Origin of the sequence: Actinomadura scrupuli, assembly GCF_050971785.1 — a bacterium.
Lineage (GTDB): Bacteria > Actinomycetota > Actinomycetes > Streptosporangiales > Streptosporangiaceae > Actinomadura_E > Actinomadura_E scrupuli.
The window spans coordinates 177,751-201,822 of sequence record NZ_JBPCCU010000001.1 but is presented as its reverse complement, the minus strand read 5'-3'; the positions used below and the strand labels follow the sequence as shown (position 1 = coordinate 201,822).

Annotated in this window: 25 protein-coding genes, 4 tRNA genes and 1 pseudogene; 11 read left to right on the top strand and 19 right to left on the bottom strand. The window is 69.0% G+C overall.

Annotated features, from left to right (window positions below):
* Nucleotides 1-31 precede the first annotated feature (31 nt).
* The 4 genes from rplK to ACRYCC_RS00990 form a co-directional block, all read right to left on the bottom strand.
* On the bottom strand, nucleotides 32-463 hold the full coding sequence (rplK, locus tag ACRYCC_RS01005; protein ID WP_433807655.1) for a 50S ribosomal protein L11: 432 nt from the start codon (nucleotides 461-463) through the stop codon (nucleotides 32-34).
* A 214-nt stretch (nucleotides 464-677) separates the two neighbouring features.
* Nucleotides 678-1,481 (bottom strand): transcription termination/antitermination protein NusG, encoded by an 804-nt coding sequence (nusG, locus tag ACRYCC_RS01000; protein ID WP_433807653.1) that lies wholly within the window; start codon nucleotides 1,479-1,481, stop codon nucleotides 678-680.
* A 50-nt stretch (nucleotides 1,482-1,531) separates the two neighbouring features.
* Nucleotides 1,532-1,774 (bottom strand): preprotein translocase subunit SecE, encoded by a 243-nt coding sequence (secE, locus tag ACRYCC_RS00995; protein WP_433807651.1) that lies wholly within the window; start codon nucleotides 1,772-1,774, stop codon nucleotides 1,532-1,534.
* A gap of 135 nt (nucleotides 1,775-1,909) precedes the next feature.
* Nucleotides 1,910-1,982 (bottom strand) — tRNA-Trp (locus tag ACRYCC_RS00990).
* Nucleotides 1,983-2,195: 213 nt separating this feature from the next.
* Here ACRYCC_RS00990 and ACRYCC_RS00985 point away from each other — a divergent pair.
* Together ACRYCC_RS00985 and ACRYCC_RS00980 are read left to right on the top strand one after the other, a co-directional pair.
* The gene (locus ACRYCC_RS00985; RefSeq protein WP_433807649.1) at nucleotides 2,196-3,395 is read left to right on the top strand and encodes a pyridoxal phosphate-dependent aminotransferase; all 1,200 of its coding nucleotides are present in this window, start codon (nucleotides 2,196-2,198) and stop codon (nucleotides 3,393-3,395) included.
* A gap of 115 nt (nucleotides 3,396-3,510) precedes the next feature.
* Nucleotides 3,511-4,548 (top strand): adenosine deaminase, encoded by a 1,038-nt coding sequence (locus tag ACRYCC_RS00980; protein WP_433807647.1) that lies wholly within the window; start codon nucleotides 3,511-3,513, stop codon nucleotides 4,546-4,548.
* Nucleotides 4,549-4,566: 18 nt separating this feature from the next.
* Here ACRYCC_RS00980 and ACRYCC_RS00975 read toward each other — a convergent pair whose 3' ends face one another.
* The 8 genes from ACRYCC_RS00975 to ACRYCC_RS00940 all read right to left on the bottom strand — a co-directional run bounded on the left by ACRYCC_RS00975 (nucleotide 4,567) and on the right by ACRYCC_RS00940 (nucleotide 9,619).
* On the bottom strand, nucleotides 4,567-5,280 hold the full coding sequence (locus ACRYCC_RS00975; protein WP_433807645.1) for a GntR family transcriptional regulator: 714 nt from the start codon (nucleotides 5,278-5,280) through the stop codon (nucleotides 4,567-4,569).
* Nucleotides 5,281-5,453: 173 nt separating this feature from the next.
* Nucleotides 5,454-6,521: a UDP-N-acetylmuramate dehydrogenase gene (locus ACRYCC_RS00970; RefSeq protein WP_433807643.1), complete on the bottom strand. Its 1,068-nt coding sequence runs from the start codon at nucleotides 6,519-6,521 to the stop codon at nucleotides 5,454-5,456.
* A 101-nt stretch (nucleotides 6,522-6,622) separates the two neighbouring features.
* On the bottom strand, nucleotides 6,623-7,048 hold the full coding sequence (locus tag ACRYCC_RS00965; RefSeq protein ID WP_433807641.1) for a MaoC family dehydratase: 426 nt from the start codon (nucleotides 7,046-7,048) through the stop codon (nucleotides 6,623-6,625).
* On the bottom strand, nucleotides 7,048-7,485 hold the full coding sequence (locus ACRYCC_RS00960; RefSeq protein ID WP_433807639.1) for a MaoC family dehydratase N-terminal domain-containing protein: 438 nt from the start codon (nucleotides 7,483-7,485) through the stop codon (nucleotides 7,048-7,050). Before ACRYCC_RS00960 ends, ACRYCC_RS00965 begins: the two co-directional genes overlap by 1 nt.
* Nucleotides 7,486-7,783: 298 nt before the next feature.
* Nucleotides 7,784-7,948 (bottom strand): 50S ribosomal protein L33, encoded by a 165-nt coding sequence (rpmG, locus tag ACRYCC_RS00955; protein WP_101786011.1) that lies wholly within the window; start codon nucleotides 7,946-7,948, stop codon nucleotides 7,784-7,786.
* Between the two features lie 121 nt (nucleotides 7,949-8,069).
* A tRNA-Met gene (locus ACRYCC_RS00950) sits at nucleotides 8,070-8,143 on the bottom strand.
* A gap of 117 nt (nucleotides 8,144-8,260) precedes the next feature.
* A tRNA-Thr gene (locus tag ACRYCC_RS00945) sits at nucleotides 8,261-8,333 on the bottom strand.
* A 158-nt stretch (nucleotides 8,334-8,491) separates the two neighbouring features.
* The gene (locus ACRYCC_RS00940; protein WP_433807637.1) at nucleotides 8,492-9,619 is read right to left on the bottom strand and encodes an acyl-CoA dehydrogenase family protein; all 1,128 of its coding nucleotides are present in this window, start codon (nucleotides 9,617-9,619) and stop codon (nucleotides 8,492-8,494) included.
* Between the two features lie 52 nt (nucleotides 9,620-9,671).
* On the opposite strand from ACRYCC_RS00940, the gene ACRYCC_RS00935 reads away from it, so the two are divergent.
* Nucleotides 9,672-10,301, top strand: a complete 630-nt coding sequence (locus ACRYCC_RS00935) for a DUF485 domain-containing protein (RefSeq protein WP_433807635.1) — start codon at nucleotides 9,672-9,674, stop codon at nucleotides 10,299-10,301.
* Entirely contained in the window at nucleotides 10,295-11,995 is a 1,701-nt protein-coding gene (locus ACRYCC_RS00930) for a solute symporter family protein (RefSeq protein WP_433807633.1), read from the top strand. Before ACRYCC_RS00935 ends, ACRYCC_RS00930 begins: the two co-directional genes overlap by 7 nt.
* A gap of 132 nt (nucleotides 11,996-12,127) precedes the next feature.
* Here ACRYCC_RS00930 and ACRYCC_RS43985 read toward each other — a convergent pair.
* Nucleotides 12,128-12,751 (bottom strand): annotated as a pseudogene (locus ACRYCC_RS43985) (protein phosphatase 2C domain-containing protein); the annotation flags it as partial.
* Nucleotides 12,752-12,797: 46 nt separating this feature from the next.
* Complete coding sequence (locus ACRYCC_RS00925) at nucleotides 12,798-12,938, bottom strand: hypothetical protein (RefSeq protein WP_433807631.1); 141 nt, start codon at nucleotides 12,936-12,938, stop codon at nucleotides 12,798-12,800.
* A gap of 271 nt (nucleotides 12,939-13,209) precedes the next feature.
* Between ACRYCC_RS00925 and ACRYCC_RS00920 the strand changes: the two genes are divergently transcribed.
* The 4 genes from ACRYCC_RS00920 (at nucleotide 13,210) to ACRYCC_RS00905 (ending at nucleotide 17,866) form a co-directional block, all read left to right on the top strand.
* On the top strand, nucleotides 13,210-14,553 hold the full coding sequence (locus tag ACRYCC_RS00920; protein WP_433807629.1) for a DUF1254 domain-containing protein: 1,344 nt from the start codon (nucleotides 13,210-13,212) through the stop codon (nucleotides 14,551-14,553).
* A gap of 155 nt (nucleotides 14,554-14,708) precedes the next feature.
* Nucleotides 14,709-15,209 carry a SigE family RNA polymerase sigma factor gene (locus tag ACRYCC_RS00915; RefSeq protein ID WP_433807627.1) on the top strand — a complete coding sequence of 167 codons (501 nt, stop codon included), beginning with the start codon at nucleotides 14,709-14,711 and terminating at the stop codon, nucleotides 15,207-15,209.
* Entirely contained in the window at nucleotides 15,206-16,348 is a 1,143-nt protein-coding gene (locus ACRYCC_RS00910) for a hypothetical protein (RefSeq protein WP_433807625.1), read from the top strand. Before ACRYCC_RS00915 ends, ACRYCC_RS00910 begins: the two co-directional genes overlap by 4 nt.
* Before the next feature lie 639 nt (nucleotides 16,349-16,987).
* Complete coding sequence (locus tag ACRYCC_RS00905; protein ID WP_433807623.1) at nucleotides 16,988-17,866, top strand: hypothetical protein; 879 nt, start codon at nucleotides 16,988-16,990, stop codon at nucleotides 17,864-17,866.
* A gap of 147 nt (nucleotides 17,867-18,013) precedes the next feature.
* On the opposite strand, the gene ACRYCC_RS00900 is transcribed toward ACRYCC_RS00905, so the two are convergent.
* Complete coding sequence (locus ACRYCC_RS00900) at nucleotides 18,014-18,691, bottom strand: hypothetical protein (protein WP_433807621.1); 678 nt, start codon at nucleotides 18,689-18,691, stop codon at nucleotides 18,014-18,016.
* A gap of 721 nt (nucleotides 18,692-19,412) precedes the next feature.
* On the opposite strand from ACRYCC_RS00900, the gene ACRYCC_RS00895 reads away from it, so the two are divergent.
* Entirely contained in the window at nucleotides 19,413-19,769 is a 357-nt protein-coding gene (locus ACRYCC_RS00895) for a hypothetical protein (protein ID WP_433807619.1), read from the top strand.
* Between the two features lie 113 nt (nucleotides 19,770-19,882).
* Nucleotides 19,883-20,074, top strand: coding sequence for a hypothetical protein (locus tag ACRYCC_RS00890; RefSeq protein WP_433807617.1), 192 nt, complete (start codon nucleotides 19,883-19,885; stop codon nucleotides 20,072-20,074).
* Between the two features lie 588 nt (nucleotides 20,075-20,662).
* Here the strand turns inward: ACRYCC_RS00890 and ACRYCC_RS00885 are convergent.
* Nucleotides 20,663-20,794: a hypothetical protein gene (locus ACRYCC_RS00885; RefSeq protein WP_433807615.1), complete on the bottom strand. Its 132-nt coding sequence runs from the start codon at nucleotides 20,792-20,794 to the stop codon at nucleotides 20,663-20,665.
* A 917-nt stretch (nucleotides 20,795-21,711) separates the two neighbouring features.
* Nucleotides 21,712-21,793: transfer RNA gene (locus tag ACRYCC_RS00880), tRNA-Tyr, on the bottom strand.
* Between the two features lie 350 nt (nucleotides 21,794-22,143).
* Here ACRYCC_RS00880 and ACRYCC_RS00875 point away from each other — a divergent pair.
* Nucleotides 22,144-22,635, top strand: coding sequence for a YajQ family cyclic di-GMP-binding protein (locus tag ACRYCC_RS00875; protein ID WP_433807613.1), 492 nt, complete (start codon nucleotides 22,144-22,146; stop codon nucleotides 22,633-22,635).
* A gap of 115 nt (nucleotides 22,636-22,750) precedes the next feature.
* Here the strand turns inward: ACRYCC_RS00875 and ACRYCC_RS00870 are convergent, their stop codons facing one another.
* Both ACRYCC_RS00870 and htpX read right to left on the bottom strand, forming a co-directional pair.
* Nucleotides 22,751-23,164 carry a nitroreductase family deazaflavin-dependent oxidoreductase gene (locus ACRYCC_RS00870; protein ID WP_433807611.1) on the bottom strand — a complete coding sequence of 138 codons (414 nt, stop codon included), beginning with the start codon at nucleotides 23,162-23,164 and terminating at the stop codon, nucleotides 22,751-22,753.
* A gap of 9 nt (nucleotides 23,165-23,173) precedes the next feature.
* Nucleotides 23,174-24,031, bottom strand: coding sequence for a zinc metalloprotease HtpX (htpX, locus tag ACRYCC_RS00865; protein ID WP_433807609.1), 858 nt, complete (start codon nucleotides 24,029-24,031; stop codon nucleotides 23,174-23,176).
* Between the last annotated feature and the right edge of the window lie 41 nt (nucleotides 24,032-24,072).

Genomic DNA, 24,072 nt, shown 5'->3' with positions numbered 1-24,072 from the left:
CGACACCGGTGACGCCGGTGAAGCTGTGGAGTTAGTGGACCTCGATGCCCATGGAGCGGGCGGTGCCGGAGATGATCTTCTCGGCGGTGTCCAGGTCCTTGGCGTTGAGGTCCGGCATCTTGGTCGTGGCGATCTCACGGATCTGGTCGCGGGTGACCGAGCCGACCTTGGTCTTGTGCGGGACGCCGCTGCCCTTCTCGATCCCGGCGGCCTTGAGGATCAGCTGCGCGGCCGGCGGGGTCTTGGTGACGAAGGTGAACGAACGGTCCTCGTAGATGGTGATCTCTACGGGGATGACGTTGCCGCGCTGGGACTCGGTGGCCGCGTTGTACTGCTTGCAGAAGTCCATGATGTTGACGCCGTGCGGGCCGAGCGCGGTACCCACGGGCGGGGCCGGGGTCGCGGCGCCGGCGTTGAGCTGCACCTTGACGACGGCGGAGATCTTCTTCTTCTTGGGCGGCATGGCGTTGTGTCCTCTCGTTCCTGTTACGTGTGGTCCCTACTCCCGAATTCACGGGCAACACCGCAGCCGGAACGTGAGCCTTGGTGTTGGGACCCTAGAACCCCGCGGGCATGGCCCCCTGCCGCAGCCCGGCCACTGTCGTGACCACTGCGGAGACCGGGCCCGCCGCGGGGCGGAACCCCCGTACGCGACGGGGACGTCTCTAAGGATACGGCTAGATCTTGGAGACCTGGTTGAACGAGAGCTCGACCGGGGTCTCCCTACCGAAGATCGACACCAGCACCTTGAGCTTCTGGGTGTCGGCGTTGATCTCGTTGACGGTGGCGGGCAGCGTCGCGAAGGGGCCGTCCATGACGGTGACCGACTCGCCGACCTCGAAGTCGACGGTCGCGGCGACCTTGGCGGCCTCCTTGGCCTTGGCCTGCTCCTCCGGCTCCGGAGCGAGCAGGTTGGCGACCTCCTGCAGGCTGAGCGGCGACGGCTTGTTGGACAGGCCGACGAAACCGGTCACTCCCGGGGTGTTGCGCACCGCGGCCCAGGACTCGTCGGTCAGCTCCATCCGGACGAGGATGTAGCCGGGCAGGACCTTCTCGTTGACCTTCTGCCGCTTGCCACCCTTGATCTCGGTGACCTCGTGCTGAGGCACCTCGATCTGGAAGATGTAGTCCTCCATGTTGAGGGTGGTCGTACGGGTCTCGATGTTGGTCTTGACCCGGTTCTCGTAACCGGCGTACGAGTGCACGACGTACCAGTCGCCGGGCTGCAGCCGCAGCTGCGTCTTGAATTCGAGCAGCGGGTCGAGCTCGACCTCGGGCTCCGCCTCGTCGGCGTCGGCGCCCTCTGCCGGGGTCTCGTCGGCCGCGACGTCGTCGTCGGCCTTCAGCTCGGCGGGGAGCTCCGGCTCCGCGGGGGTCTCCTCGAGAGTCTCCTCGGGAACCTCGTCGGTCTCGACCGCAGCCGCTTCCTCCGACTGGGCCTCTTCGATGGCCTCGTCGTGGGGCTGTGGGGACTCGGGCACGGTGACTCTTTCTCTCAGACGACTGGGTGTGGTGGAGCGGGCGGCGGCTCTCAGCTGAAGAGCGCGAAAATGCCCTTCTGGAGAGCCCAGTCGAGAACGGAGACGATCGCAACCAAGATCACCACGAACGTGAGAGACACGATCGTGTAGGTGATGAGCTCACTGCGGGTCGGCCAGATGACCTTCCGCAGCTCCGCGATGACCTGGCGCACGAACAGAACGGGCGTCGTCCGCTTCCGAGCGGGCTTGCCCTTGTCCTCTGTCGCGGCATCGCCGCGGGTCTCAGTCGCCATCTGTGCCGCCGTTCACCTCATGGATCGTGTCAACCACTCCGTGGTACTCGCAGCATCGCCGCCCGTAGGCGTGCGCCACGTGCGGGAACCGCGTTCCCACAGTACGTGCGGGATTCGCACAACGCACATACTCCGCAGGGCAGGAGGGACTCGAACCCCCAACCGCCGGTTTTGGAGACCGGGACTCTACCAATTGAGCTACTGCCCTTAGCTCGCGGCAGGGCCCGTCAGGACATGTTCTCAGACCACGTCACCGACCGACACCCGCCACTAGTTGACGCAGTGTACGTGTCCAACCGCCTCCGCGTCGAACCAACTGATCCGTACGCGATGAATCGGCCTGTGACCAGCGCCTCGATCTCCCATGCTAATCGGTGATGTCCCCCCGAACCGTCCCCGGGGAGTCTGCGACGATGGAGTCATGAGCCGTATCTCCGCGCGCGTCGCCGCGATCTCCGAATCCGCCACGCTGGCCGTCGACGCCAAGGCCAAGGCGCTGAAGGCCGCGGGCCGGCCCGTCATCGGATTCGGCGCGGGCGAGCCCGACTTCCCGACGCCGGACTACATCGTCGAGGCGGCCGCACAGGCCTGCCGGGAGCCGCGCTTCCACAAGTACACCCCGGCCGGGGGGCTGCCCGAGCTGCGGGCGGCGATCGCCGCCAAGACCCTGCGCGACTCCGGCCTCCAGGTCGAGGCCGCCCAGGTGCTGGTCACCAACGGCGGCAAGCAGGCGGTGTACGAGGCGTTCGCCACCCTGCTGGACCCGGGCGACGAGGTCATCCTGCCCGCGCCGTACTGGACGACCTACCCGGAGTCGATCAAGCTGGCGGGCGGGGTGCCCATCGAGGTCCGGACCGACGAGACCGCCGGCTACCTGGTGAGCGTCGAGCAGCTCGAGGCGGCCCGTACGGACCGCACGAAGGTGCTGTTGCTCTGCTCCCCGTCCAACCCGACCGGCGGGGTCTACTCCCGCGACCAGCTCGAGGCGATCGGCCGCTGGGCCCTCGAGCACGGCCTGTGGGTCGTCGCCGACGAGATCTACGAGCATCTGGTGTACGGCGGCGCGGAGTTCCACTCGCTGCCGGTGGTGGTCCCCGAGATCGCCGACCGCACGGTCGTTCTGAACGGCGTGGCGAAGACGTACGCGATGACCGGCTGGCGGGTCGGGTGGCTGATCGGCCCCGCCGACGTGGTCAAGGCGGCACAGAACCTCCAGTCGCACGCCACCTCGAACGTCTGCAACGTCGCCCAGGCCGCGGCCCTCGCCGCGGTGAGCGGCGACCTGTCCGCGGTGGCGATGATGCGCACCGCCTTCGACCGGCGCCGGCTGGCCGTCGTCCGGGCGCTCAACGAGATCCCGGGGGTGCTCTGCCCGGAGCCGCACGGCGCGTTCTACGTCTACCCCTCGGTCCGGGAGCTGCTCGGCAGGCAGATCCGGGGCCGGCGCCCGCGGACCTCGGTGGAGCTGGCCTCGCTGGTCCTCGACGAGGCCGAGGTGGCGGTCGTGCCGGGCGAGGCCTTCGGCACCCCCGGCTACTTCCGGCTGTCGTACGCGCTCGGTGACGAGGATCTGGCCGAGGGCGTGGGCCGGATGGCCAAGCTGCTCGGCGAAGCCGTCTGAGGCCCCCTCCGCACCCCTGGGCCCCTCCGGCCCCGGGCCGTCCCGCGGCCACGCGCAGGCGCGCCGTGGCCACCCTCGGGCACCATCCTGAGACGAGATAGGGCAGAGTTACGTCATGGAGGCCCGTCCCGCTTCGCCGCCACCGAGATCACTCGTGGCGCTGCCGAAAGCGCACCTGCACCTGCACTTCACCGGCTCCATGCGGCATTCCACGCTCGTGGAGCTCGCCCTGGAGCACGGTGTCCATCTGCCCGACGCGCTCGTGGAGGACTGGCCGCCCAAGCTGCGCGCCACCGACGAACGCGGCTGGTTCCGGTTCCAGCGGCTGTACGACATCGCCCGCTCGGTGCTGCGGACCGAGGGGGACCTGCGGCGGCTGCTGCGGGAGGCGGCCGAGGACGAGGCGGCGGAGGGCTCGGGCTGGCTGGAGATCCAGGTGGATCCCTCGGGCTACGCGCACCGCTTCGGCGGGCTCACCCCCACGATGGAGCTGGTGCTGGACGCGGCGCGGGAGGCCGAGAAGGCCTCCGGGGTCGGCATCGGCGTGATCGTCGCCGCCAACCGGACGCGCCATCCACTGGACGCCCGGACCCTGGCCCGGCTGGCCGCCGGCTACGCCGGAAAGGGCGTGGTCGGCTTCGGGCTGTCCAACGACGAGCGCCGCGGCCGGGCGTACGACTTCGAGGCCGCCTTCCGGATCGCGCGCCGCGCCGGGCTGCTGTCGGATCCGCACGGCGGCGAGCTGCAGGGGCCGGACAGCGTACGGGAATGCCTGGACCTGCTGCGGGCCGACCGGATCGGGCACGGGGTGCGCGCGGTGGAGAACCCCCGGCTGGTCGAGAAGATCGCCTCCCGGGGGGTCACGCTGGAGGTCTGCCCGGCGTCCAACGTCAGCCTGGGCGTGGCCGAGTCCGCCGCCTCGGTCCCGGTGCGGCAGCTGTTCGAGGCGGGGGTGCCGATGGCGCTGGGAGCCGACGACCCGCTGCTGTTCGGCTCGCGGCTGACGCGGCAGTACGAGCTGACCCGTGCCGAGCACGGCTTCTCCGACGCCGAGCTGGCCGAACTCGCCCGGCAGTCCGTCCGCGGCTCCGCGGCCCCCGCCGACCTGCAGAAGCGGCTGCTGGAGGGCATCGACACCTGGCTCACGCCCTGACGGCCGTCCGGCGCCCCGCTACCGCCCGCGCGGGCGCTTCCCCGGTGCTGGTTCGTCCCACAGCCCCTGCCGCTGGAGGTGCTTGAGCAGCAGCTCGCCGGCGACCGTGATGTGCATCCGCATCGCGCCGCTCGCCGCGTGCCGGTTCCCCCGGCGCAGCGCGTCCAGGATCCGCTGGTGCTCCCTGACGCAGGACCCGGGCCAGTCCGGGATCCGGCCGTACAGCCCGCGCGGGACGTACCTGCTGACGGCGCCGAGGGTCCAGGCGAGCTTGGCGGAGTCCGCCGCCAGGTTGATCGCCCGGTGGAAGGCGTGGTTGAACTCCTCCACCTGGTCGATGTGCCCCTCGTCGGCCGCGCGCTCCATCCCCCGCTGGATCTCCTCCAGCTTGCGCAGCGTGGGTGCCGGCAGGTTGAGCGCGGCACGGGAGGTCAGCTCCGCCGCGATCACCGCCTGCACCCAGAACAGATCCTTGACGTCCTGCTGGGACAGATCGGCGACGACGAACCCGCGCCGGGGCTCGAGCACGACGAAGCCCTCGCTGCGCAGGGACTGCAGCGCCTCTCTGACCGGGGTGACGCTGATGCCGAACTGGGCTGCCAGCCGCTCCAGCCGAAGGAACTCCCCCGGCCGCACCTGACCAGCCATGATCAATTCACGGATTCGCGCCGCGACCTCATCGCTCAGCTGGGGCCGCAGACCCAGCCCTGACTCTGAACGGGGTATGGCCACTCTTGATACCGGCCCATCCGGGTCCTCTCACGCAGGGGGCTCCGCGAACCAAGAGGACCTCCTCCCGTTCATCATGCGCTTCCAAAACCGATGCGGGTAGCGGACATAATGTTCAGTATTTGACGGCAGACCCGATTTATTCGGCAACGATCCACATACGGAGAGCCACCGGATCAGAGCCGGACGCCGACGAAGACGGGCTCGTTGACGAGTTCCACGGCGAACGCCTCGCGGACCCCGTCCCGTACCTCCCGTGCCAGGGACAGCAGATCCGCGGTGCGGCCGCCGTCGGGGTTGGTCAGCGCCAGGGTGTGCTTGGTGGAGATCCGCACCGGCCCGCGCTCGTGCCCCTTGGCGAAGCCGGCGTGCTCGATCAGCCAGGCGGCGGAGGTCTTGGTCCGGCCGCCGTCGTCCGGGTAGCGGGGGAAGGTCGCATCGGCACCCAGCCGGCCGGCCACCCGCCGCTCGAGCTCGGCCAGCTGTGCGGGGTCCAGGATCGGGTTGGTGAAGAACGAGCCCGCGCTGCGGGTGTCCGGGTCCGCCTGGTCCAGGACCATGCCCTTACGGCGGCGCAGACCGAGCACCGCCTCCCGCGCGGCGGCGAGCGGGACGGTGGCCCCCACCTCGACGCCGAGCGTACGGGCCAGTTCCGCGTAGCGGATGGGCCTGGACTCCTCGGTGTCGGCGAGGGAGAACGTCACCTCGAGGACCACGTGCCGGTCCGACCCCTTGAAGACGCTGTTGCGGTAGGTGAACGCGCAGGCCGCCCGGTCGAGGGTGACGATCTCGCCGCGCTCGCGGTCGTAGGCGCGTACCTCGGTGATGGTCTCGCTGACGTCCTGCCCGTACGCCCCGATGTTCTGGATCGGCGAGGCGCCGACCCGGCCGGGAATGCCGGACAGGCACTCGATGCCGGACAGCCCCTCGTCCACGCAGCGGGCGACGAAGGACTCCCATTCCTCACCGGCCTGGACCCGTACCGGGACGCGCCCGTCGCCGGCCGCCTCGCGCGTGACGCCCCGGGTCGCGACGTGCACGACCGTGCCCGGGAATCCGTCGTCGGCCACGACGAGGTTGCTGCCCCCGCCGAGCACCAGCACGGGCTCGCCGTCCCTGTCGGCTCCGCGCACGGCCGACAGCAGGTCCTCCTCGGTGGCCACCTCGATGAAACGGCTGGCCGGGCCGCCCAGCCGCAGCGTCGTGTAGCCCGCCAGGTTCACCTGCTCGCACAGCACGGCCATTGCTCTCTCCCCGCTCGGGCCTTGACGTGAAACGTGCCGGGGGTCCCCGCCCCCATGCATAGCAGGGCCGGGGCCTCCCGGCACGTTCCGCTCTCGTTCACTCAGGCGAGCTGGACGGTCGCCTTGGCCCGGGTGAGGACCTTCTGGTCGTTGCTGCGGGCGGTGAGGTTCACCACGACCTTGTCGTCGTCGAGCTTCTGCTCGACCGTGCCGCTGATCACCAGGGTGGCGCCGCCCTCGTTGGGGACCACGACCATGCCGGAGAACCGCACGCCGTAGTCCAGGACCGCGCCCGGGTCACCCGCCCAGTCGGTGATGAAGCGCCCCGCCTGGGCCATGGTGTACATGCCGTGGGCGATCACGTCCGGCAGGAACACCGACTTGGCGACGGCCTCGTTCCAGTGGATCGGGTTGAAGTCGCCGGACGCGCCGGCGTACCTGACCAGGTCGAGCCGGGACACGTGGTACGTCTGCGCCGGGATCTCGGTGCCGACCTCCACCTCGTCGTACTTCACCTGTGCGGCCATCAGGCACCCCGCTCCACGATCGAGTTGTACGCCGTGCAGACCTGCTCGCCGTCGACCGTCTTGATCACGGTCTCGATGTTCATCACCTCGTTGTTGCCGGCCGACCGGATCCCGGTGATGGTCGACTCGGTCAGCAGGACGTCGCCCGCGTGGATCGGCCGGGTGTAGCTGAAGCGCTGCTCGCCGTGCACGACCATCGCGTAGTTCAGCCCGAGCTCGGGGTCGCTCAGCGCGGACGCGCCGAGCGAGATGGCGATCGGGAAGGTGGGGGGCGCGATGACGTCCGGGTGGCCGGCGGCCTTCGCCGCGTCCTGGTTCACGTAGATGGGGTTGGAGTCGCCGATCGCGGTCGCGAACTCCTTGATCTTGACCCGGCTGACCTCGTACGGCTCGGTGGACGGAAAGCTCCGCCCGATGAAGTCGCGGTTAAGTGCCATGCAATCCGTCCCTCTGCGTTTCCGGGGATGCCTTACGGGGTGGGGATCGGCCGGTCGAGCGCCCGCACCCGCTCATCCCGCCGTCGTCCGTGACGTTAACAGAACGACGTTCAGCCCGCCCTCGCCGGGTCTGGCGGGGACGGGCCGAACGATGAGGGCAAGCGATACGCGAGTCTCGCGGACTGTCACGCCCGCGGACTACCAGCGGAGTCCCACGGCGGGCCCACGCTCAGCGGGCCGCACAGGGGCTCGGTGAGTCCTGCCGCCTGGGGGAACGCGGCGGCAGTACTTCCAGCGCCTAGCGAGTCTCGCGGTGGGCTCGGTGAGTCCTGCAGTTCGGGCAGTACTTCTTGAGCTCCAGGCGGTCAGGGTCGTTCCGCCGGTTCTTCCGCGTGATGTAGTTGCGGTGCTTGCACTCCTGGCAGGCCAGCGTGATCTTGGGCCGTACGTCGGTGGCAGCCACGATGGAGTGCCTTTCTGAGCTAGGGACATGGACATGCGGTGCGTTCCACGGCCGTCCTGGGACGGTCGCCGGTGCGCGCCCTGCCGTCCCGTCCCGCGAGGGGAACGGGAGGACAAGGTAGTAGCGAGGGCCGGACTTGAACCGGCGACACAGCGATTATGAGCCGCTTGCTCTGCCTGACTGAGCTACCCCGCCGTGATGGCCGATGCGCACCGGTTTGCAGAATACCCGACCGCCGCACCGCCCCGGAAACAAGAGTGCCCGGCCCACGGTCATCGGCTGGCACAGTGGACCGGGTCTCGGGTTTCCTTGAGCCCCTTTACGGAATCGAACCGTAGACCTTCTCCTTACCATGGAGACGCTCTGCCGACTGAGCTAAAGGGGCCTCGCACCCGTGGGCGCGGTGGTAACCATACACGGCCCGGACTGCGGATGTGAAATCAGATTCCCCGCACGTGGGCGCAGGCGAATGGCCGTACCGGCGGCCCCGCGCAACCGGCCGGGCGGGGCCGCGGACGCGGGCCCGGGGACCGTACGGCCGGGTCAGCCGAGCAGCCGTTTGGCGATCACGACCTGCTGGATCTGGCTGGTGCCCTCGTAGATCCGGAAGAGCCGCACGTCCCGGTAGAAGCGCTCCACCGCCACCCCGCGCATGTAGCCCATACCGCCGAAGATCTGCACCGCCCGGTCGGCGACCCTGCCGACCATCTCCGAGCAGAAGTACTTGGCGCAGGAGGGCCCGAGCTTGGTGTCCTCACCGGCGTCGTAGGCCCGCGCGGCCTCCAGCACCATGGCGCGGCCGGCGTACAGCTCGGTCTGGGAGTCCGCGATGAGGCCCTGGATCAGCTGGTACTCGCCGATCTTGTGGCCGCCCTGGCTCCGCTCCCTGGCCCACGCCACGGTCTCGTCCAGGATCCGCTGGGCGAGGCCCACGCAGACCGCGGAGATGCTCAGCCGGCCGTGCGCGAGCGAGGCCATGGCGGTGCGGAAGCCGGTGCCCTCGGCGCCGACCATGGCGTCCGCGCCGACCCGTACGCCGTCGAAGAAGACCTCCGCGGTGTGCGCTCCGCGCTGGCCCATCTTCTGGTCCGCGGGCCCCACGCTGAGCCCGGGCGTATCGCGCTCGACGAGGAAGGTGGAGACGCCCCGGCCGCCGGGGCCGCCGGTCCGCGCGAACACCATGAAGACGTCGGCCTCGGGGGCGTTGGTGATGAACCGCTTCGCGCCGTCGAGGACGTAGTGCTCGCCGTCCCGGGTGGCGGTGGTGCTGAGCGTGCTGGGGTCCGAGCCGGCCTCGGCCTCGGTGAGCGCGAAGGCGCCCACGACCTCGCCGCCGGCCAGCTTCGGCAGCCAGTGCTCCTTCTGCTCGGCGGAACCCGAGTTGACGATCACCTGACCGGCGATGCCGTTGCTGGTGCCGAACATCGAGCGGAAGGCGGGGCTGGCGTAGCCGAGCTCGAAGGCCAGCCTGACCTCCTCACTCAGGTTGAGCCCCAGGCCGCCGTACTCCTCGGGCAGCGCGTAGCCGAACAGCCCCATGTCCCGGGAGACCTGCCTCAGGTCGGCGGGGATCTCGTCCTTCTCCTCGATCTCCTCCTCCCGCGGGATCACCTGCTCCCGCACGAAGGTCCGTACCGCGGCGAGCACGTCCGAGAAGTCCTGAGCGTCCATCCGTTATCCCTCCCTGGGGCGGCTGAGGTGAACCGAATCCTATTCGAGTTGAATGCCGGAGTTAACGGCGACCTCCGTGATCATCCGGTATGCGGCGGGCATGGGCCCGGGCATGCGGGAACCCGCGCGAACGCAAGATCATCACCCGCCGAACACGAGGATTCACGGGAAGTGGCCGATACACGCCATCACCATCTGCTCTCATGTCTGGTGGGAAAGGAAATGCAGTCGACAGAAGGGCAGTGCGTTGGCTGGCGAAGCTTCGTCATATCGCCGCACCAATGATCTCCACCATGTCCACTATGTGGCATTAGGGAGAGATCGGAGATTCGGTAGGCTCCACAAGCGGTTCGTGTACTTCTCACTCGCCATCTTGGCGGTCTTCTTCGCCTGGTACTCCCTTTATGTGGCCATGTCGGCATTTGGTCGGGACATCATGGACCACCGGCTGGTCGGCAATATCAACGTCGGCCTGGTCTTCGGCGTCCTGGAGTTCGCCTCGACCTTCGCCTTCGCCTGGTTCTACGCGCGCTACGCCCGGATCTCGCTCGATCCCCTCGCGGACCGCATCCGGGATGAGATCGACGCCGCGATCGGCGCCCCCCGGTCCCTGCGGACCGGGCAGCGCCCCGAGCTCGGCAAACCGCAGGCACGCCCCGAGCCCGGGAACGCGAGATGGTGACCGCCACCGCCACCGGGACGGAGACCTTCGGCAGCGGCCAGATCCTGACGTTCTCGCTGTTCGCCGTACTCGTCTGCATCACGCTGGGCATCACCGTGTGGGCCCGGCGCAACACCAAGGGCGCGGACGACTTCTACGCCGGCGGCCGGACCTTCTCGGGCGTGCAGAACGGATTCGCGCTGGCCGGTGACTACATGTCGGCCGCCTCCTTCCTCGGCATCGCGGGCATCATCGCACTCTCCGGCTACGACGGATTCCTTTATTCGATCGGCTTCCTCGTCGCCTGGATCCCCGCACTTCTGATCGTCGAGTTGATGCGCAACACCGGCCGTTTCACCATGGCCGACGTGCTCGCCTACCGGGCCCCGAAACAGCCCCCGGTACGGACCGCCGCGGCGATATCCACGGTCACCGTCTCGGTCTTCTATCTGCTCGCGCAAATGGTGGGAGCCGGTGCGCTGATCTCACTGCTGCTCGGCATCAAGCCGGGACAGGCGTTTCTCGGCATTCCGGCGGGCGCCGCCGAGGTCATAGCAATCATCATCGTCGGAATTCTGATGATCTGCTATGTCATGTTCGGCGGCATGAAAGGCACCACCTGGGTACAGATCGTCAAAGCCGCGCTGCTGATGTTCGGCGCCACGCTGATGACCGTGCTCGTGCTGCGTCATTTCGGTTTCGACATCAGCTCGATGCTGGGAACGGCCGCCGACGCCAGCGGTAAAGGCCGCGAGTTCCTCCAGCCCGGCCTGAAATACGGCAAGGAGGTGCCGGGCGACCCCGGTGCGACCCTGCTCAACAAGCTCGACTTCATCAGCCTGGCGCTCGCCCTCGTGCTGGGCACCGCCGGGCTCCCGCACGTCGTCACCCGGTTCTTCACCGTCCCCGACGGCCGCGCCGCCCGCACCTCGGTCAACTGGGCGATCGGCCTGGTCGGCGCCTTCTACCTGATGACCCTGGCGCTCGGCTTCGGCGCGACCGCGCTGGTCGGGCGGAGCAACATCCTCGCCCAGGACCCCTCCGGCAACACCGCCGCGCCGCAGCTCGCCCGGGCTCTCGGCGAGGAGCTCGCGGGCCGGATCGGCGGCGAGATCATGCTGGCGTTCGTCGCCTCGGTGGCCTTCGCGACCATCCTCGCCGTCGTGGCGGGGCTCGTGATGGCCTCGTCGACGTCGATCGCCCATGACTACTTCGGGCACGTGCTCATGCTGGGGCGCCCGCGTGAGTCGCAGGAGGTGAGCGTGGCCCGGTTCGCGGCGTTCCTGATCGGCTCGCTGGCCATCCTGCTGGCGGTCTTCGCCAAGAACCTCAACGTGGCCTTCCTGGTGGCGCTGGCCTTCGCCATGGCGGCCTCGGCCAACCTGCCCGCCATCGTGTTCTCGCTCTTCTGGCGGCGGTTCAACGCCGTGGGCACGGTCGCGGGCATCTACGGCGGGCTGCTGAGCTCACTGATCCTGGTGATCCTCTCGCCCGTGGTCTCCGGCAAGGTCGATCCGGTCACCGGGCAGAACCTCTCACTGTTCCCGGCCGGCGTCGACTTCCATGTCTTCCCGCTGGAGAACCCCGGCCTGATCTCCATCCCGTTCGGGTTCCTGTGCGCCGTCCTCGGCACCCTGCTCAGCCGGGAGAAGAGCGACCCCGCTCGCTTCACGGCGCTGGCCGTGCGTTCCCTGACCGGCGGCGGCATCCGGTGACACCGCCACCACGGTCGCGTCGTCGTGCCTCTTGCCCCGGCGGGCCGCCCGCTCGCCGTCGGTCTCGGCGCGCTCGGCCGTACGCGTCCGCTCGATCAGCCGTACGGGTCCCAGCCGGTCGAGCAGGTCGAGCAGTCCCCTCCAGTCGGTGACCCCGAAGCGTTCGACCAGACGGGCGGCTCCGTCGCTGAACAGAGCCGCCCGTCGCACCCGAGCCGTCTCGGCCGAGCCGGTCATCGCCTCGTAGGCCGCCTCGGGCCTGGTGCTCGCCACCCAGAAGCCGCCCGGGCTGTTACGGGCCGCCCGTACGTCCTCGACCGTGTAACCGGGCAGGTGCGCGACCCGGTCGTCCACCATGGCTCGTACCGTGCCGTCAAGATCGAGCACCACCGCCGAATCGGCCAGCACCAGCCACTCCAGCGTCGCACCGGTCGTACGCAGCATGGCGACCGCCGCCGAGGGGCTGTCCGGGTTGCCCAGGTCGCAGGTGCCCGAGTGCCGCCCGGCCGTCGTCGCGATCGCCTCCGCGAGGACGTCCCGCAACGGCTCCCCGGTCTCCTCCGCGAGGAGCTGGGCCAGCCGGCCGCCGAGCCGCCGGACCAGCCAGGCGGGCCCGTGGGCGCACCCGCCGTCCACATCGGCCCGAGGCGTGGCCCCGTCGAGCACCAGCGCCCAGTCCGCACCCGCCGCCACGAAGTCCTCGTTCACCCGGCCGGGGGTGGCTTCGGTCGCAAAAGTGATCTGCACGGACACCATCCTGGCCGCTCGGGCACCTCACGACCTCGGCCGCCCCGCGTCTGGATCACGTCTCACCGCTCTTGGCGGCCGCACAGCTCGCACACAGTGCGTACGCGACCCCGTCGGCGTCCTTGTAGACGTCCGCCGAGCCGTCCGAGCACTCCTCGCACTCCAGCTCGTCCTCGTCGCCAAAGCACGCGCTCACGCGGCCCTCCCTCGCCCGGCCTGTTGCAGCACCCAAAGCGGTATCCACCGTCCCTCCAAAGTGCTCTCACCTCTCAGACGCTTAGGGCAGGCCACTGATATGTCCCCGCGGACCGACTTTTCGGAAAGGCGCACGCGCGTCCGGCGACACGGACACCATCCGATTTACCCAATTCATGGGATTACGGGAAATAGGTCGTTTTCTTACTTGAACGGGCAGTAACCGGCCGCCGGGGTGGAGAGACTCTGATCAGGCACAGGTGGGAGGCGTAATGACCGAGCGTGAAGACGAGGTCTCGCGGGTGGCCGTCGACGCCTGGCTGTTCGGCTATCCGCTCGTGCTGATGGAGCTCACCCGGCGGGTGATGACCGGCACCCCCCGCTCGGCCGATGACGAGCGGGCGCCGATGAACCGGTTCCACCACCTGCGGACCGTGCCCGACGCGACGTTCACCAAGGTGGTGGCACCCAACGTCGACACGTTGTACTCCTCCGCCTGGCTGGACGTCGGGCCCGAGCCCATCGTCCTGTCGGTCCCCGACATGGGAGACCGGTACTGGATGATGCCGATGCTCAGCGGATGGACCGACGTCTTCGCCGCCCCCGGATCCCGTACCACCGGGCAGGCCGGCGGGCACTTCACGATCACCGGCCCGGGATGGTCCGGGACCGTCCCCGCGGGATCACGGCAGGTGAGATCGCCGACCTCGCTGGTGTGGATCATCGGCCGTACCACCATCGCGGGGATCAAGGACTACCTGGCGGTTCACGCGCTGCAGGACCAGATGCACCTGACGCCGCTGTCGGCCTGGACCGGTGACCCGACGGAGTACGTGCCGCCCGGCACGCCACCGGCCTCGATGGCCTCGACCCCGGCCATGGAGACACCTCCCGTCGACCAGATCGCCGCCCTCGACGGGATCACGTTCTTCACCCGGCTCAACCAGCTCATGGTGGCCAACCCGCCGCACCCGGGCGACGCCGCGGCACTCGAACGCTTCGGCACGCTGGGCATCGTCCCCGGCGGAGGGCCCGGCCCGCTCAGCACCGCTGAGTCGATCAACGCCGTCCACAGGGCCCCCGAAGGCGGCCGGGCGGCGCTGCGGCGGATCGTCGGCGACGCCGCGGACGACTCCGTCAACGGCTGGACCATCTACCGCGACCTGGGCGACTACGGCACCGACTACGCCAAGCGGGTCCTGGTGGCCGCCCTCGGCCTGGGCGCGAATCTCGACGCCGACGCCCTCTACCCCCGTGCCACCGTCGACGCGACCGGCGCCCCCCTCAGCGGAGAGCACCGCTACCTGCTGCACTTCGACGCGGGCGAGCGGCCACCGGTGAACGGGTTCTGGTCACTGACGATGTACGACGACAAGCAGTTCTTCGTGGCGAACCCGATCCGGCGTTATGCCGTGGGCGACCGCGACCCGCTGCAGCTCAACCCGGACGGATCCCTGGACATCCTCGTCCAGCACGACCCGCCCGAGGCCGGGCCCGAGGCGAACTGGCTGCCCGCGCCCACCGGCTCCTTCAACGTCTGCCTTCGCTGCTACTGGCCGAAGCCGTCCGCCCTCAGCGGCGAGTGGACTCCCCCGCCCCTTCGGCGAACCGGCTAGCGACGCCGTACCCGGCCTGGGGCCGTCCCTTCTGGGGCCGTCCTTTCTCTGGGGTCGTCCGGGCGAGGAAGCTCGTGGATCCTCATCCGAGGCAACCTTTTCCTGCCCCGGCCGCATTAGAGAGGCGTCGAGCAACCCCACGAGAGGACGGCTGTGTGACACCTGATGAGAAGTACACGGCCTACGTGACCGCGCGGCTGACCTGGCTGCACAAGGTCGCCTTCCTCCTCTGCCAGGACTGGGCACGGGCCGACGACCTCGTGCAGGTCGCCATCACCCGGCTGTACGTGAACTGGCGGCGGGCCGCCGCCGTCGACAACCTCGACGGCTACACCCGGACCATCCTGGTCCGGGTGTTCCTCGCCGAGCAGCGCACCGGCTGGCGTAAACGGGTCACCTCGCTCCGGCAGCTGCCCGACACTCCCGCCGTCACGGCCGACCCGGACATGACCCTGGATCTCCGTGCCGCGCTGGCCGCCCTGCCACCACGCCAGCGCGCCGCCGTCGTGCTGCGCTTCTACTGCGACCTGTCGGTCGAGCAGACCGCCGACGTCCTCAACTGCTCCACCGGAACCATCAAAAGCCAGACCGCGCGCGCCCTCGCGACCCTCCGAAGCGACCTGCGGCGGTCATCTGTGAAGGAACACCTGTCATGAGCGTGGAAGAGACCGACCTGCGGACCAGGCTGCACCGGCTCACCGACCAGCCGCACCCGGTGAACGCCTCGGTGGAGGCCGCCCGGGCGAAGGGCCGCCGGATCATCCGATGGCGCCGTGCGGGCACCGTCGCGGGAACGGCCATCGCCGTCGGCGCCGTCGTGTTCGGCACGGTGGCCGTACTGCCGGGCGGCAAGAAGGCCACCGGCGACAACATCGCGGGCTCGTCCTCCAGCACCGCCCGGCCCAATCCGTACGTGCAGAGGGCGTCCTTCGGCTGGCTTCCCCACGGGTACGGGCCGGTGACGACCAACTACGAGAACGGTGTCTTCTCCATGGCCGCGCTAAAGGGAGGCGCGGCCACCGGGACCCAGTTCTACTTCCAGCTGTTCCCGGCCGGACCGGAGCCGGCCCTGGGCAACATGCGGGGTGGAGTGCCCGCCAAGGCGATCACGGCCCCGCGGGTCAACGGCCGCGCCGCCCACTGGATGCAGCCGCCCCCGCCCGGCCCCGGGACCGCGCCCGGCGAGGCGCGGCTGCGCATCCAGTTCGGCCCGAAGCAGTGGGGCGAGCTGGAGTACGACGCGGCCCCGGCGGGCACCGACCTCAAGACCGTCCTCTACCAGGTCGCCCGCGCGATAAGGATCCAGGACACCCCGCAGGCGTTCCCCTTCCAGCTCAAGGGGCTGCCGGCCGGCTTCAAGGCCGGGAACGCCTCGATCTCCACCAACCCGCGGAGCGGCGGTGGCGGCTGGCAGACGTCCGTGGGTTTCGCGCCCGGCCTGTCGATCCTCGTCTCCCTGCCCGGCCAGGCCGAGGGGCCCTTGAAGCTCGGACGGGACGCACCCAACACCACGATCGACGGGCACCCGGCCTTCCACGAGGTCGGCACCTCCACCGGCCCGGCGCACTCCAAGCGGAGCCCGGAGAAGGCCACAGGGAAGGACCGGAAGTCACTGGCCGCGCTCGGCAGCGAACGCCTCTGCGTGTACGGCGTACACGGCCTGGACCTCTGCTACTCCTCGACCGCCCCGGCCGGCGAGCTGCTGAAGCCCTCCGGCGGCCTCCTCGCCCTCTACAAGAGGACCACCGTCTTCACCCCGAACCCCTCGACCTGGACCACCGACCCCCTCGGCTGATCCCGTGAAAGGAGCCGCCGTCGCCGCCCGGCCGACACGGTGCGGAGGCGGACCTCCCCACCGCCCGTGCACTGTCCTACCTGCCGCGTCGGCCTGCGAAATCGAAACCGGCCCTCACCCCCTGGGGGGTGAGGGCCGGCGGGTTGTTACGAAGTGGCCTTGCCGGCCTGGGCGCTACCGCCCTGAGCGGCTGCTGCGGCTGCGGCTGCTGCCGCCGCGGCGGCCTGGGCCGCTGCTGCGGCTGCGGCTGCTGCCGCCTGGGCTGCCATGTCGGCGGCAGCCTGAGCGTCCGGCGTTATTTCGCTGGCCATATGATCATCTCCTGAGAGAGTTCTCGTTTGTTTGTTCTGCGGTCGTTCACCGCGGCCGTCACCGTCCGGCCGTAACCCTCCGTGTCAAGCAAGGTGCCCGCCCGTCTTCCGCACGGCCCACGCCGTGCCACGTCTGTGCAGGACCACCGCGGCACAGTCCCGGCCCGTCCTGACCCCTGAGGGCGGGCCCGCGTGGCGGCCCCGAATGCGGACGAGAAATGGTCGGTACAGCGGGAATGGTGCGCGTCCATGGCACGTGCCCCGACGGTCTGTCCGGGGACGGTACTGGCCGTAAGGCACAAACCAGATCTCACGAAAGGAATCTCGCATGGTCGAGATCCCAAGGCCGACACTGCCGGACGGTGTCGACTCAGCAGCACGAGCGGCATTCCAGGAGTACGTCGAAAGGCGTGACTCCCTGCTCCGGACGGTCGCCGCGCAGTTCGACTCCCTCTTCTGGACGGTCGCCGCGGAGTGCGAGTCCCCTCAGGCCAGGGCCACGTGGTGGGACTCCTTCTTCCGGGACGTCACCGGGAAGGCCGACTCCTTCTTCAAGAAGTACGGCAGGGAGGGAGCCTGGCGCAGCGTGCGGCGCGACGCCTTCGGCCAGGAGTACGACGCCGCTGATGGCAATGCCGGTCCCGACCGGAACATCTACATCTGGGCGCGGGAGTTGTCCTCTTACGAGGAAATCATGGAGGCCGTCGCCGAGCTCAGCCGCCTGGACGAGTACGCATGCGCCCGGCGGTGGGGAGGCGCCTCCCACGACGAGGCCCTCGAGGCCGCCGCCAAGCTCGGCCCCCTTGAGGAGTACGAGACGGCCAGGCGGTGGGGAGGTGCCTCCCACCAGGAGATCATGGAGGCCGTCGCCGAAGGCGTCCGCCTGCCGGCCTACGCGCAGGCACGGTGCGGCGCCAAGCAGCGGTCCCGGCACGAACCGCGAGACACGAGCGCTTCCCACGAGGAAGTCATGGAGATCCACGCACTGGGACTCAACACGGCCGGCAAGCTGCGGGCCTACGTGGCGGTTCGGGTGTGGGCCTCTCACATGGAGGTCAAGGAAGCCATCGCCACCGGCGGGACCACAGTTGCCTTTCTGCGGGCCTATGCCAAAGCACTGAAGAACAGTGGGGCTTCCCACGGCCAGATCATGGAAGCCCTCGCCAAGGGCGAGGACCTCTCCGTCCTCACCTCGCAGCAGGGCTAAGGCATGCTCTGAGCGCTAGCCGAGCAAGCCGACACCGGACCGGCCCCCCGCACAGGGGGGCCGGCCCTTTTCGCCTTCGAGTGCCCACGGCATCGCTCACTGCATCACGAACTACTCACCCCCGCATCCGGCGCGGCCACCCAGTGGCTATCCCGGCCGCCGGCGGTTCAGGTCGGCGCAGTCGTCCTCGTTGGGCAACAGCGGCCGGATGAGGACGACGACGCCGCCGGACCGCTTCTCCCCGCTTGGCCAGTGGGTGCCCAGGGGGGTGCCGCGGCCGAGCGCCTCGATGCCCGGCACCGCCGCGCCGCTGCGGGTCGTGCACTCGCCGAGGTCGGTCCGTACGCCGGCCAGGAGATCGCCGTTCGGCCATTGCCGCTCGGGGATCCGGCTGACGTCCCCGCCGAACCAGCCGCCGGTCGCGAGCACGGCGACCCGGTCCGGTCGGTAGTCGGTGGTCCGGGCCGGATCGGTGGAGCCGGTGAGCTGCCGTACGGTCCGACGGAACTCGGCGATCCGACGGCGCGCCCCGATCTCGGACCTCCGCCCCAGGGAGACCACGGTGGTGGCGTGCAGACGCCCAGCCGACCGCAGCTCGGCGACCAACAGTGTCCCGTCGGTGGTCTCCTCCGGCTCGGGAAGATGTCGGGAGCGGGCGAGCCCGGCGGCGTGCGCGAGACGGTAGATCTGCCGGTACCGGTCCGGGCTGAGGGTGTACTCCCGGGCCCGGTGCAGCGAGCCGTCCCAGGCGTTCCCGACGATCACCCGGCCGCCGCCGTACAGGCTGAACTCCGGCAGTTCCGCCAGCTCTGGCGGCCCGCTCATACTCCGCCATAGGTGAAGCTGAAGCACCAGAGTGTTCGGGTCGGACGGAGGTTCGGGGACGTCCGATCCGGTGAAGTTCGGTGTCGAGCCGGTCAGCACGCCGACCGAGATGATAGCCACGACAACGGAGAACAAACCGGACAGGCGCCCCAGTGATCGCACCCGAATGTGACGCCGGCTCACCGGCGCCGGTTCCATGATCTCGTCCGGCGCGATCCGTCGTGTTCCAGTCGCCGACGGTGCCGCCCCGCTTCCCTTCCTCGGGCCGTGGCCGACCCTGCGGTACGGGGTCGGGGTCGCCCTCGAATCACGGGGGTACTGCCGCAGGTTAGAGCCACTGCGGTACAGCACGGACTGTGCCTCCCGTGTACGGGCATGTGGCCCGCCGCGCGCTATTCAGGGAAGTATTCAGGGAAGGAAGACCGTGCCCCGCGCGTGCCCGTACCAGCGGTCAATGACGGAGATCCCAGGGCAGCAGATGCAGGTGCCGGCCCCGCGATCCGCGCAGCAGCCGACCCGCGCTAAGTACATGGACGTGACCATAATCAGCGGGATACTTTCATCAATGGTGAAAACAAAGCTTCTGCCGCTGTTAGTGGCAGTCATCCTCATGGGTAGCCAAACGGCCTGTTCAGCGGGTCGGCCGACGGTAAAACAGGCAACGCCTAGCGTGCTCACCTGGACGAGCCCCGTCTCGCCGCCCGCTACGCCGAAGGACGGTGTGCCCTGCCTCGACGCCGACGGGGCAGGGGAGCAGGGCGCGGCGGCGGGCGGCGTACGCGTCGGCCCCTTCGGCGCGGCGCTTCGGAACCAGCGCGGCGGCGTGGCCAAGCTCTGGGTCGCCCAGGACCCTTACAAGCGACCGCTGGAGGCGCTGATCAAGATCGACCACGTGGAGTCGGGCACGATCGCCTACTACGTCCGCGACGCCGCGGCGACGTCCACCCCGCTCAACGACGACGGTACGCCGTCCCGTGATCGCATCTACCCCGGCTCGGTTCTCCTGCCCGCCGACGGCCACATCCGCATCATCATCACCATCGGGAACGCCTCCGCCTGCTTCGCGGCGACGCTATAAGGCAGGCCCGGCTCGCGCGGGGGTCACGTGCCGATGGCGGCGGTGCTCATCATGACCCACAACCCGCCGCGCGTCTGCGCCCGGACAGGGCGTACCAACCCGGAGGCCACCCCGTGACCAAGCCACCCGCCGGCCTGCGGCTGGTCGAGTCCGCTCAAGCCGATCTCGACTTCCTTCGCCCGGTGCCGCACAACATCGAGGCCGAACAGCGAGTGCTCGGCTCGGCGATGCTCGCCCCGTCCGCCCTGGCCGAGGTCCGCGAGCTGCGGACGGCAGCGAGTTCTACCGGCCCGCGCACACCCTGATCTGGGACACCATCACCGGGCCTGGCCGACCGTGGCGCACCGTATGACCCGCTCGCCGTCAGTGCCGCCCTGGACCGCGAGATCGCTCACGCTGGGGGAGGCCCGTACCAGGGGGGCGCGACATGCCCCGGTTAACAAGGTCGGCCGCAGCCCAACGCAAGTTTAAGGGCGGTCGATCCCGCCTGACCTATACCTCCGGGGTCTAACCGCGCCCTGGGCTGCACATCGGGTTACCCCGTTGAGGCCTTAACCCTGCACCAAGGAGGCCACCCTCCATGACGCCTTAACCCTGCACCAAGGAGGCCACCCTCCATGACGCCTTAACCCTGCACCAAGGAGGCCACCCTCCATGACGCCTTAACCCTGCACCAAGGAGGCCACCCCGGAGAGGGTATAAGTCGCCTGAGGTGAGACACGCGCGATGGAGAGCTTGCATCACGGGTCTCATAGGGGGCAACGTGTACACGTACCGAGTAATGTTAGTTAAGACGCGTCAGTGGTCTGACTAAAGCAAGAGGCCCCGCCCGTGTAACCACAAAGCCAAGGCGAGGCCCCTCGCTACCGGCGTGTCAGGGTCCGGCCCACACGTTAGCCGTGGTGGCCGGGCCCTCCGTCAGTCCACAGCGACTCCAGCACCCAGCGCAACAGCGCCGCGAGCAGGACGCCACCGTAACGGCGAAGGGATTTCCTGACGCGCTTGGTGGTGCGGGACCAGTCCATACTGGATCCTTCCTGTCGGGAGATCTTGTCGCACGCAACCGCCTCTCAGTTGAGAGGTTGTGACGTGCGCGCATCGCAGCAACCTCAGGGGAGAGGCGCGGAGCGTGCAGTACCTCCGACAGGCCGGACTCCGGCCAGTCGTCACACCATCCAGAACAGACGGTAGTGCGGTCGATCCGCCACGTCCCGGAAGATTCGCGGCGTGTCGCACTACTGATCGGGCGGCTACGGAATGGAGCCATGCACCATGGCCGTGGTGAATACACGGAAATCTTGGGTCGTTCCCAGAAAAGGCCAGGTCAGTGGGGTCGAGTCCCGACGGTCGGAAGGTTAATGGCTCCGTCCGCGTTCGATTGCCCTCCAGCCGCACGCGCAACAGAACGCTCACGCACAAGTGAAGATCGACAGAGGGAATTCTCAGCGTGAAGCCCTTTGTCTCTCGTAAGTCACCGTCGTTGAGCGCTCTTCGAGCACATCAGCAGTGTCGTATCTTGGTTGTCGAGACTTACAGCTGTCAGGGCTGGCCGGGGGCAACCAAACTAGGTGCGTTGCCCAACCGCCAAGGAGATCATCTCGAGCCTGTATGCGCTCTTCACGCTGGCCTGTCTCAGGCCGGACGGCCGGGATCCGGGGTGACCAGTCGCGTCTGGTGATCCATCAGCTCAAGGCGCTGCGTCGGATCGGGTCGGTCCGGAGAGGCCGTATGCCGTCCCGCAACCGGACATACGTCGACGTGTACCCGGCGCACTAAGGCGAGCCACATCCGCCTCAGTTGAGCAGTGCTTCGCCGCCCTCCAGCTTGAGCGCGTATTCAGCGCAGCCCGCCGCAGACGGCCGGATCCGACCGCAACCAGCCGGACACAACGCGAACGGCCCGCCACTAGGTTTCCCCTGGTGACGGGCCGTTCGCCGTGCTGTGGCGGCTGTTGGGTTCGAACCAACGTAGGCTGAGCCGGCAGATTTACAGTCTGCTCCCTTTGGCCACTCGGGCAAACCGCCATGTCTTCGCTCTCGCGAAGGCAGTAGCAAGAATAGCGGACGCCAGAGGTGGCCGTGACATCAGTTCAGCCACCCGGACCCGAGGGCCGGCACCGCCTCCCGGCCCCGGCCCCATGGCAGGTCAGCGTGGGTCCGTGGGCCCGTCCGGCCTACACCCCGGGCCGCGTTCATGGGCATAACCGAGATCTGTCCGCCGACCGGCTGATACGACATACCGGTGCGCAGGGCGGGCCTGTCGGCCGGGCGGCCCGCCGATGGGGGCTGCGACACTGGAGAGTGCGCCCCGCGCGCACCACAGCTCACTACGCTCTTCCCTATCTTGATCGTCACAATCTGTAAGGACAAGAACCGTGGCCTCAGAGAGCTCTTTCGACATCGTCTCCAAGATCGACCGGCAGGAGGTCGACAACGCTTTGAACCAGGCCGTCAAGGAGGTCGGCCACCGCTTCGACTTCAAGGGCACCGGCGCGTCGATCGCCTGGTCCGGGGACAGCATCGAGATCAGGGCCAACAGCGAGGAGCGCGCCGCCGCGGTCTTGGACGTCTTCAGGGACAAGCTGGTCAAGCGCAGCGTCTCTCTGAAGGTCCTGGACCCCGGTGAGGCGAAGCTGTCCGGCAAGGAATACCGGCTGCCGGTCGACCTCAAGGAGGGCATCTCCCAGGAGGACGCCAAGAAGATCAGCAAGATCATCCGGGATGAGGGCCCGAAGGGCATCAAGGCGCAGATCCAGGGCGAGGAGCTGCGGGTGAGCTCCAAGAAGAAGGACGACCTGCAGGACGTCATGAGCCTGCTCAAGGGCAAGGACCTCGACCTCGCCCTGCAGTTCACCAACTACCGCTGACGGACGCTCCGAGTGGGCGGGCCGACCTCCCCGCCAAGACAAATCGACCCGCCCACATTTCCTTTGACGAACGAGCCGACCCGGAAGTTCAACGTAGATCGCGAATGCTGAAAGTTCAGGCGTCGCGGGTCAGCACGACCACAGGGATGTCGCGGCCCGCCCTGGCGGCGAAGCCGGCGAAGGTCTGGCTTCGCTCCATCTGCAGGCCCCAGAGCCGCTCGCGCTCCTCCCCGGTGGCGACGGCCGCGGTCGCCTCGAACCGCTGTGTCCCCACCTCGACCACGACCCGGGGGTCGGCGAGCACGTTGTGGTACCAGCCGGGATTGGCCGGCCGCCCGCCGTTGGCGCCGAAGACCACCAGGCGATCGCCGTCCGGCAGGTAGGCCAGCGGGTTGATGCGGGCATCGCCCGACTTCGCGCCCTTGGTGATCAGCAGGAGCAGAGGTGTGCCGGCGAACTGCGCCACCTCACCACCGTTGGCGCGGAACTCTTCGATGATCTTCTGGTTCAGTTCCTGTCGCTCTGTCACGATCGAACACTAACGCCGGTTACCGGCCATCCGCTCGAGTCTGGCCACGCGCTCCGCGGTGGGCGGATGGGTCGAGAAGAGCCGCACCAGGCCCGCGCCGCGGAACGGGTTCGCGATCATCAGGGGGCTGGTCGCGGCGATCTGACTGTCGGGCGGCAGCGGCATGGCCTGCACGCCGGCCTCGATCTTGATCAGGGCGTCCGCGAGCGCCTGGGGGTCGCCGGTCAGGCGGGCACCCGAGGCGTCGGCCTGGAATTCACGGGTACGGCTGATCGCCATCTGGATGACCCCGGCGGCGAGGGGCCCGAGGACGAGCATCAGCAGCGCGCCCAGCACGCCGGGCCCGTCATCGTCGTCCGACCTGCCGATCGGCACGAAGACCGCCAGATAGGACAGGTACGTGATCACGGTGGCGAGTGCCGCCGCGACCGAGGAGATCAGGATGTCCCGGTTGTAGACATGGGAGAGCTCGTGGCCCAGCACCGCCCGCAGCTCCCGCTCGTCGAGCATCCGCAGGATCCCCCGGGTGCAGCAGACCGCGGCGCGGCGTGGATTGCGGCCGGTCGCGAAGGCGTTCGGCTGCGGGGTCTCCGAGACGTACAGCCGGGGCATCGGCTGCCGGGCGGACGTCGCGAGTTCCCGGACGATCCGGTAGAGCGCCGGGGCCTCGACCTCGCTCACCGGGTGGGCCCGCATCGAACGCAACGCGATCTGGTCGCTGAAGAAGAAGGCGATGCCGTTGGCCCCCAGCGCGATGAGGAGCGCGATGGTCAGCCCGGCCCCACCGCCGAACGCCCAGCCCGCGGCCAGCACCACGGCCGAGAGTGCGCCTATCAGCACCGCCGTCTTCAGACCGTTGCTCCGCACCGCTGCTTGCCTCCCCATGACCGCTGAACGGCCTCCCACCC

Coding starts and splice junctions, on each gene's coding strand:
- rplK (WP_433807655.1), bottom strand. CDS start 463: ATGCCGCCCAAGAAGAAGAAGATCTCCGCCGTCGTCAAGGTGCAGCTC.
- secE (WP_433807651.1), bottom strand. CDS start 1,774: ATGGCGACTGAGACCCGCGGCGATGCCGCGACAGAGGACAAGGGCAAG.
- ACRYCC_RS00985 (WP_433807649.1), top strand. CDS start 2,196: ATGAGCCGTATCTCCGCGCGCGTCGCCGCGATCTCCGAATCCGCCACG.
- ACRYCC_RS00980 (WP_433807647.1), top strand. CDS start 3,511: ATGGAGGCCCGTCCCGCTTCGCCGCCACCGAGATCACTCGTGGCGCTG.
- ACRYCC_RS00970 (WP_433807643.1), bottom strand. CDS start 6,521: ATGGCCGTGCTGTGCGAGCAGGTGAACCTGGCGGGCTACACGACGCTG.
- ACRYCC_RS00965 (WP_433807641.1), bottom strand. CDS start 7,048: ATGGCCGCACAGGTGAAGTACGACGAGGTGGAGGTCGGCACCGAGATC.
- ACRYCC_RS00960 (WP_433807639.1), bottom strand. CDS start 7,485: ATGGCACTTAACCGCGACTTCATCGGGCGGAGCTTTCCGTCCACCGAG.
- ACRYCC_RS00940 (WP_433807637.1), bottom strand. CDS start 9,619: ATGGACGCTCAGGACTTCTCGGACGTGCTCGCCGCGGTACGGACCTTC.
- ACRYCC_RS00935 (WP_433807635.1), top strand. CDS start 9,672: ATGCCGGAGTTAACGGCGACCTCCGTGATCATCCGGTATGCGGCGGGC.
- ACRYCC_RS00930 (WP_433807633.1), top strand. CDS start 10,295: ATGGTGACCGCCACCGCCACCGGGACGGAGACCTTCGGCAGCGGCCAG.
- ACRYCC_RS00920 (WP_433807629.1), top strand. CDS start 13,210: ATGACCGAGCGTGAAGACGAGGTCTCGCGGGTGGCCGTCGACGCCTGG.
- ACRYCC_RS00910 (WP_433807625.1), top strand. CDS start 15,206: ATGAGCGTGGAAGAGACCGACCTGCGGACCAGGCTGCACCGGCTCACC.
- ACRYCC_RS00905 (WP_433807623.1), top strand. CDS start 16,988: ATGGTCGAGATCCCAAGGCCGACACTGCCGGACGGTGTCGACTCAGCA.
- ACRYCC_RS00900 (WP_433807621.1), bottom strand. CDS start 18,691: ATGAGCGGGCCGCCAGAGCTGGCGGAACTGCCGGAGTTCAGCCTGTAC.
- ACRYCC_RS00885 (WP_433807615.1), bottom strand. CDS start 20,794: ATGGACTGGTCCCGCACCACCAAGCGCGTCAGGAAATCCCTTCGCCGT.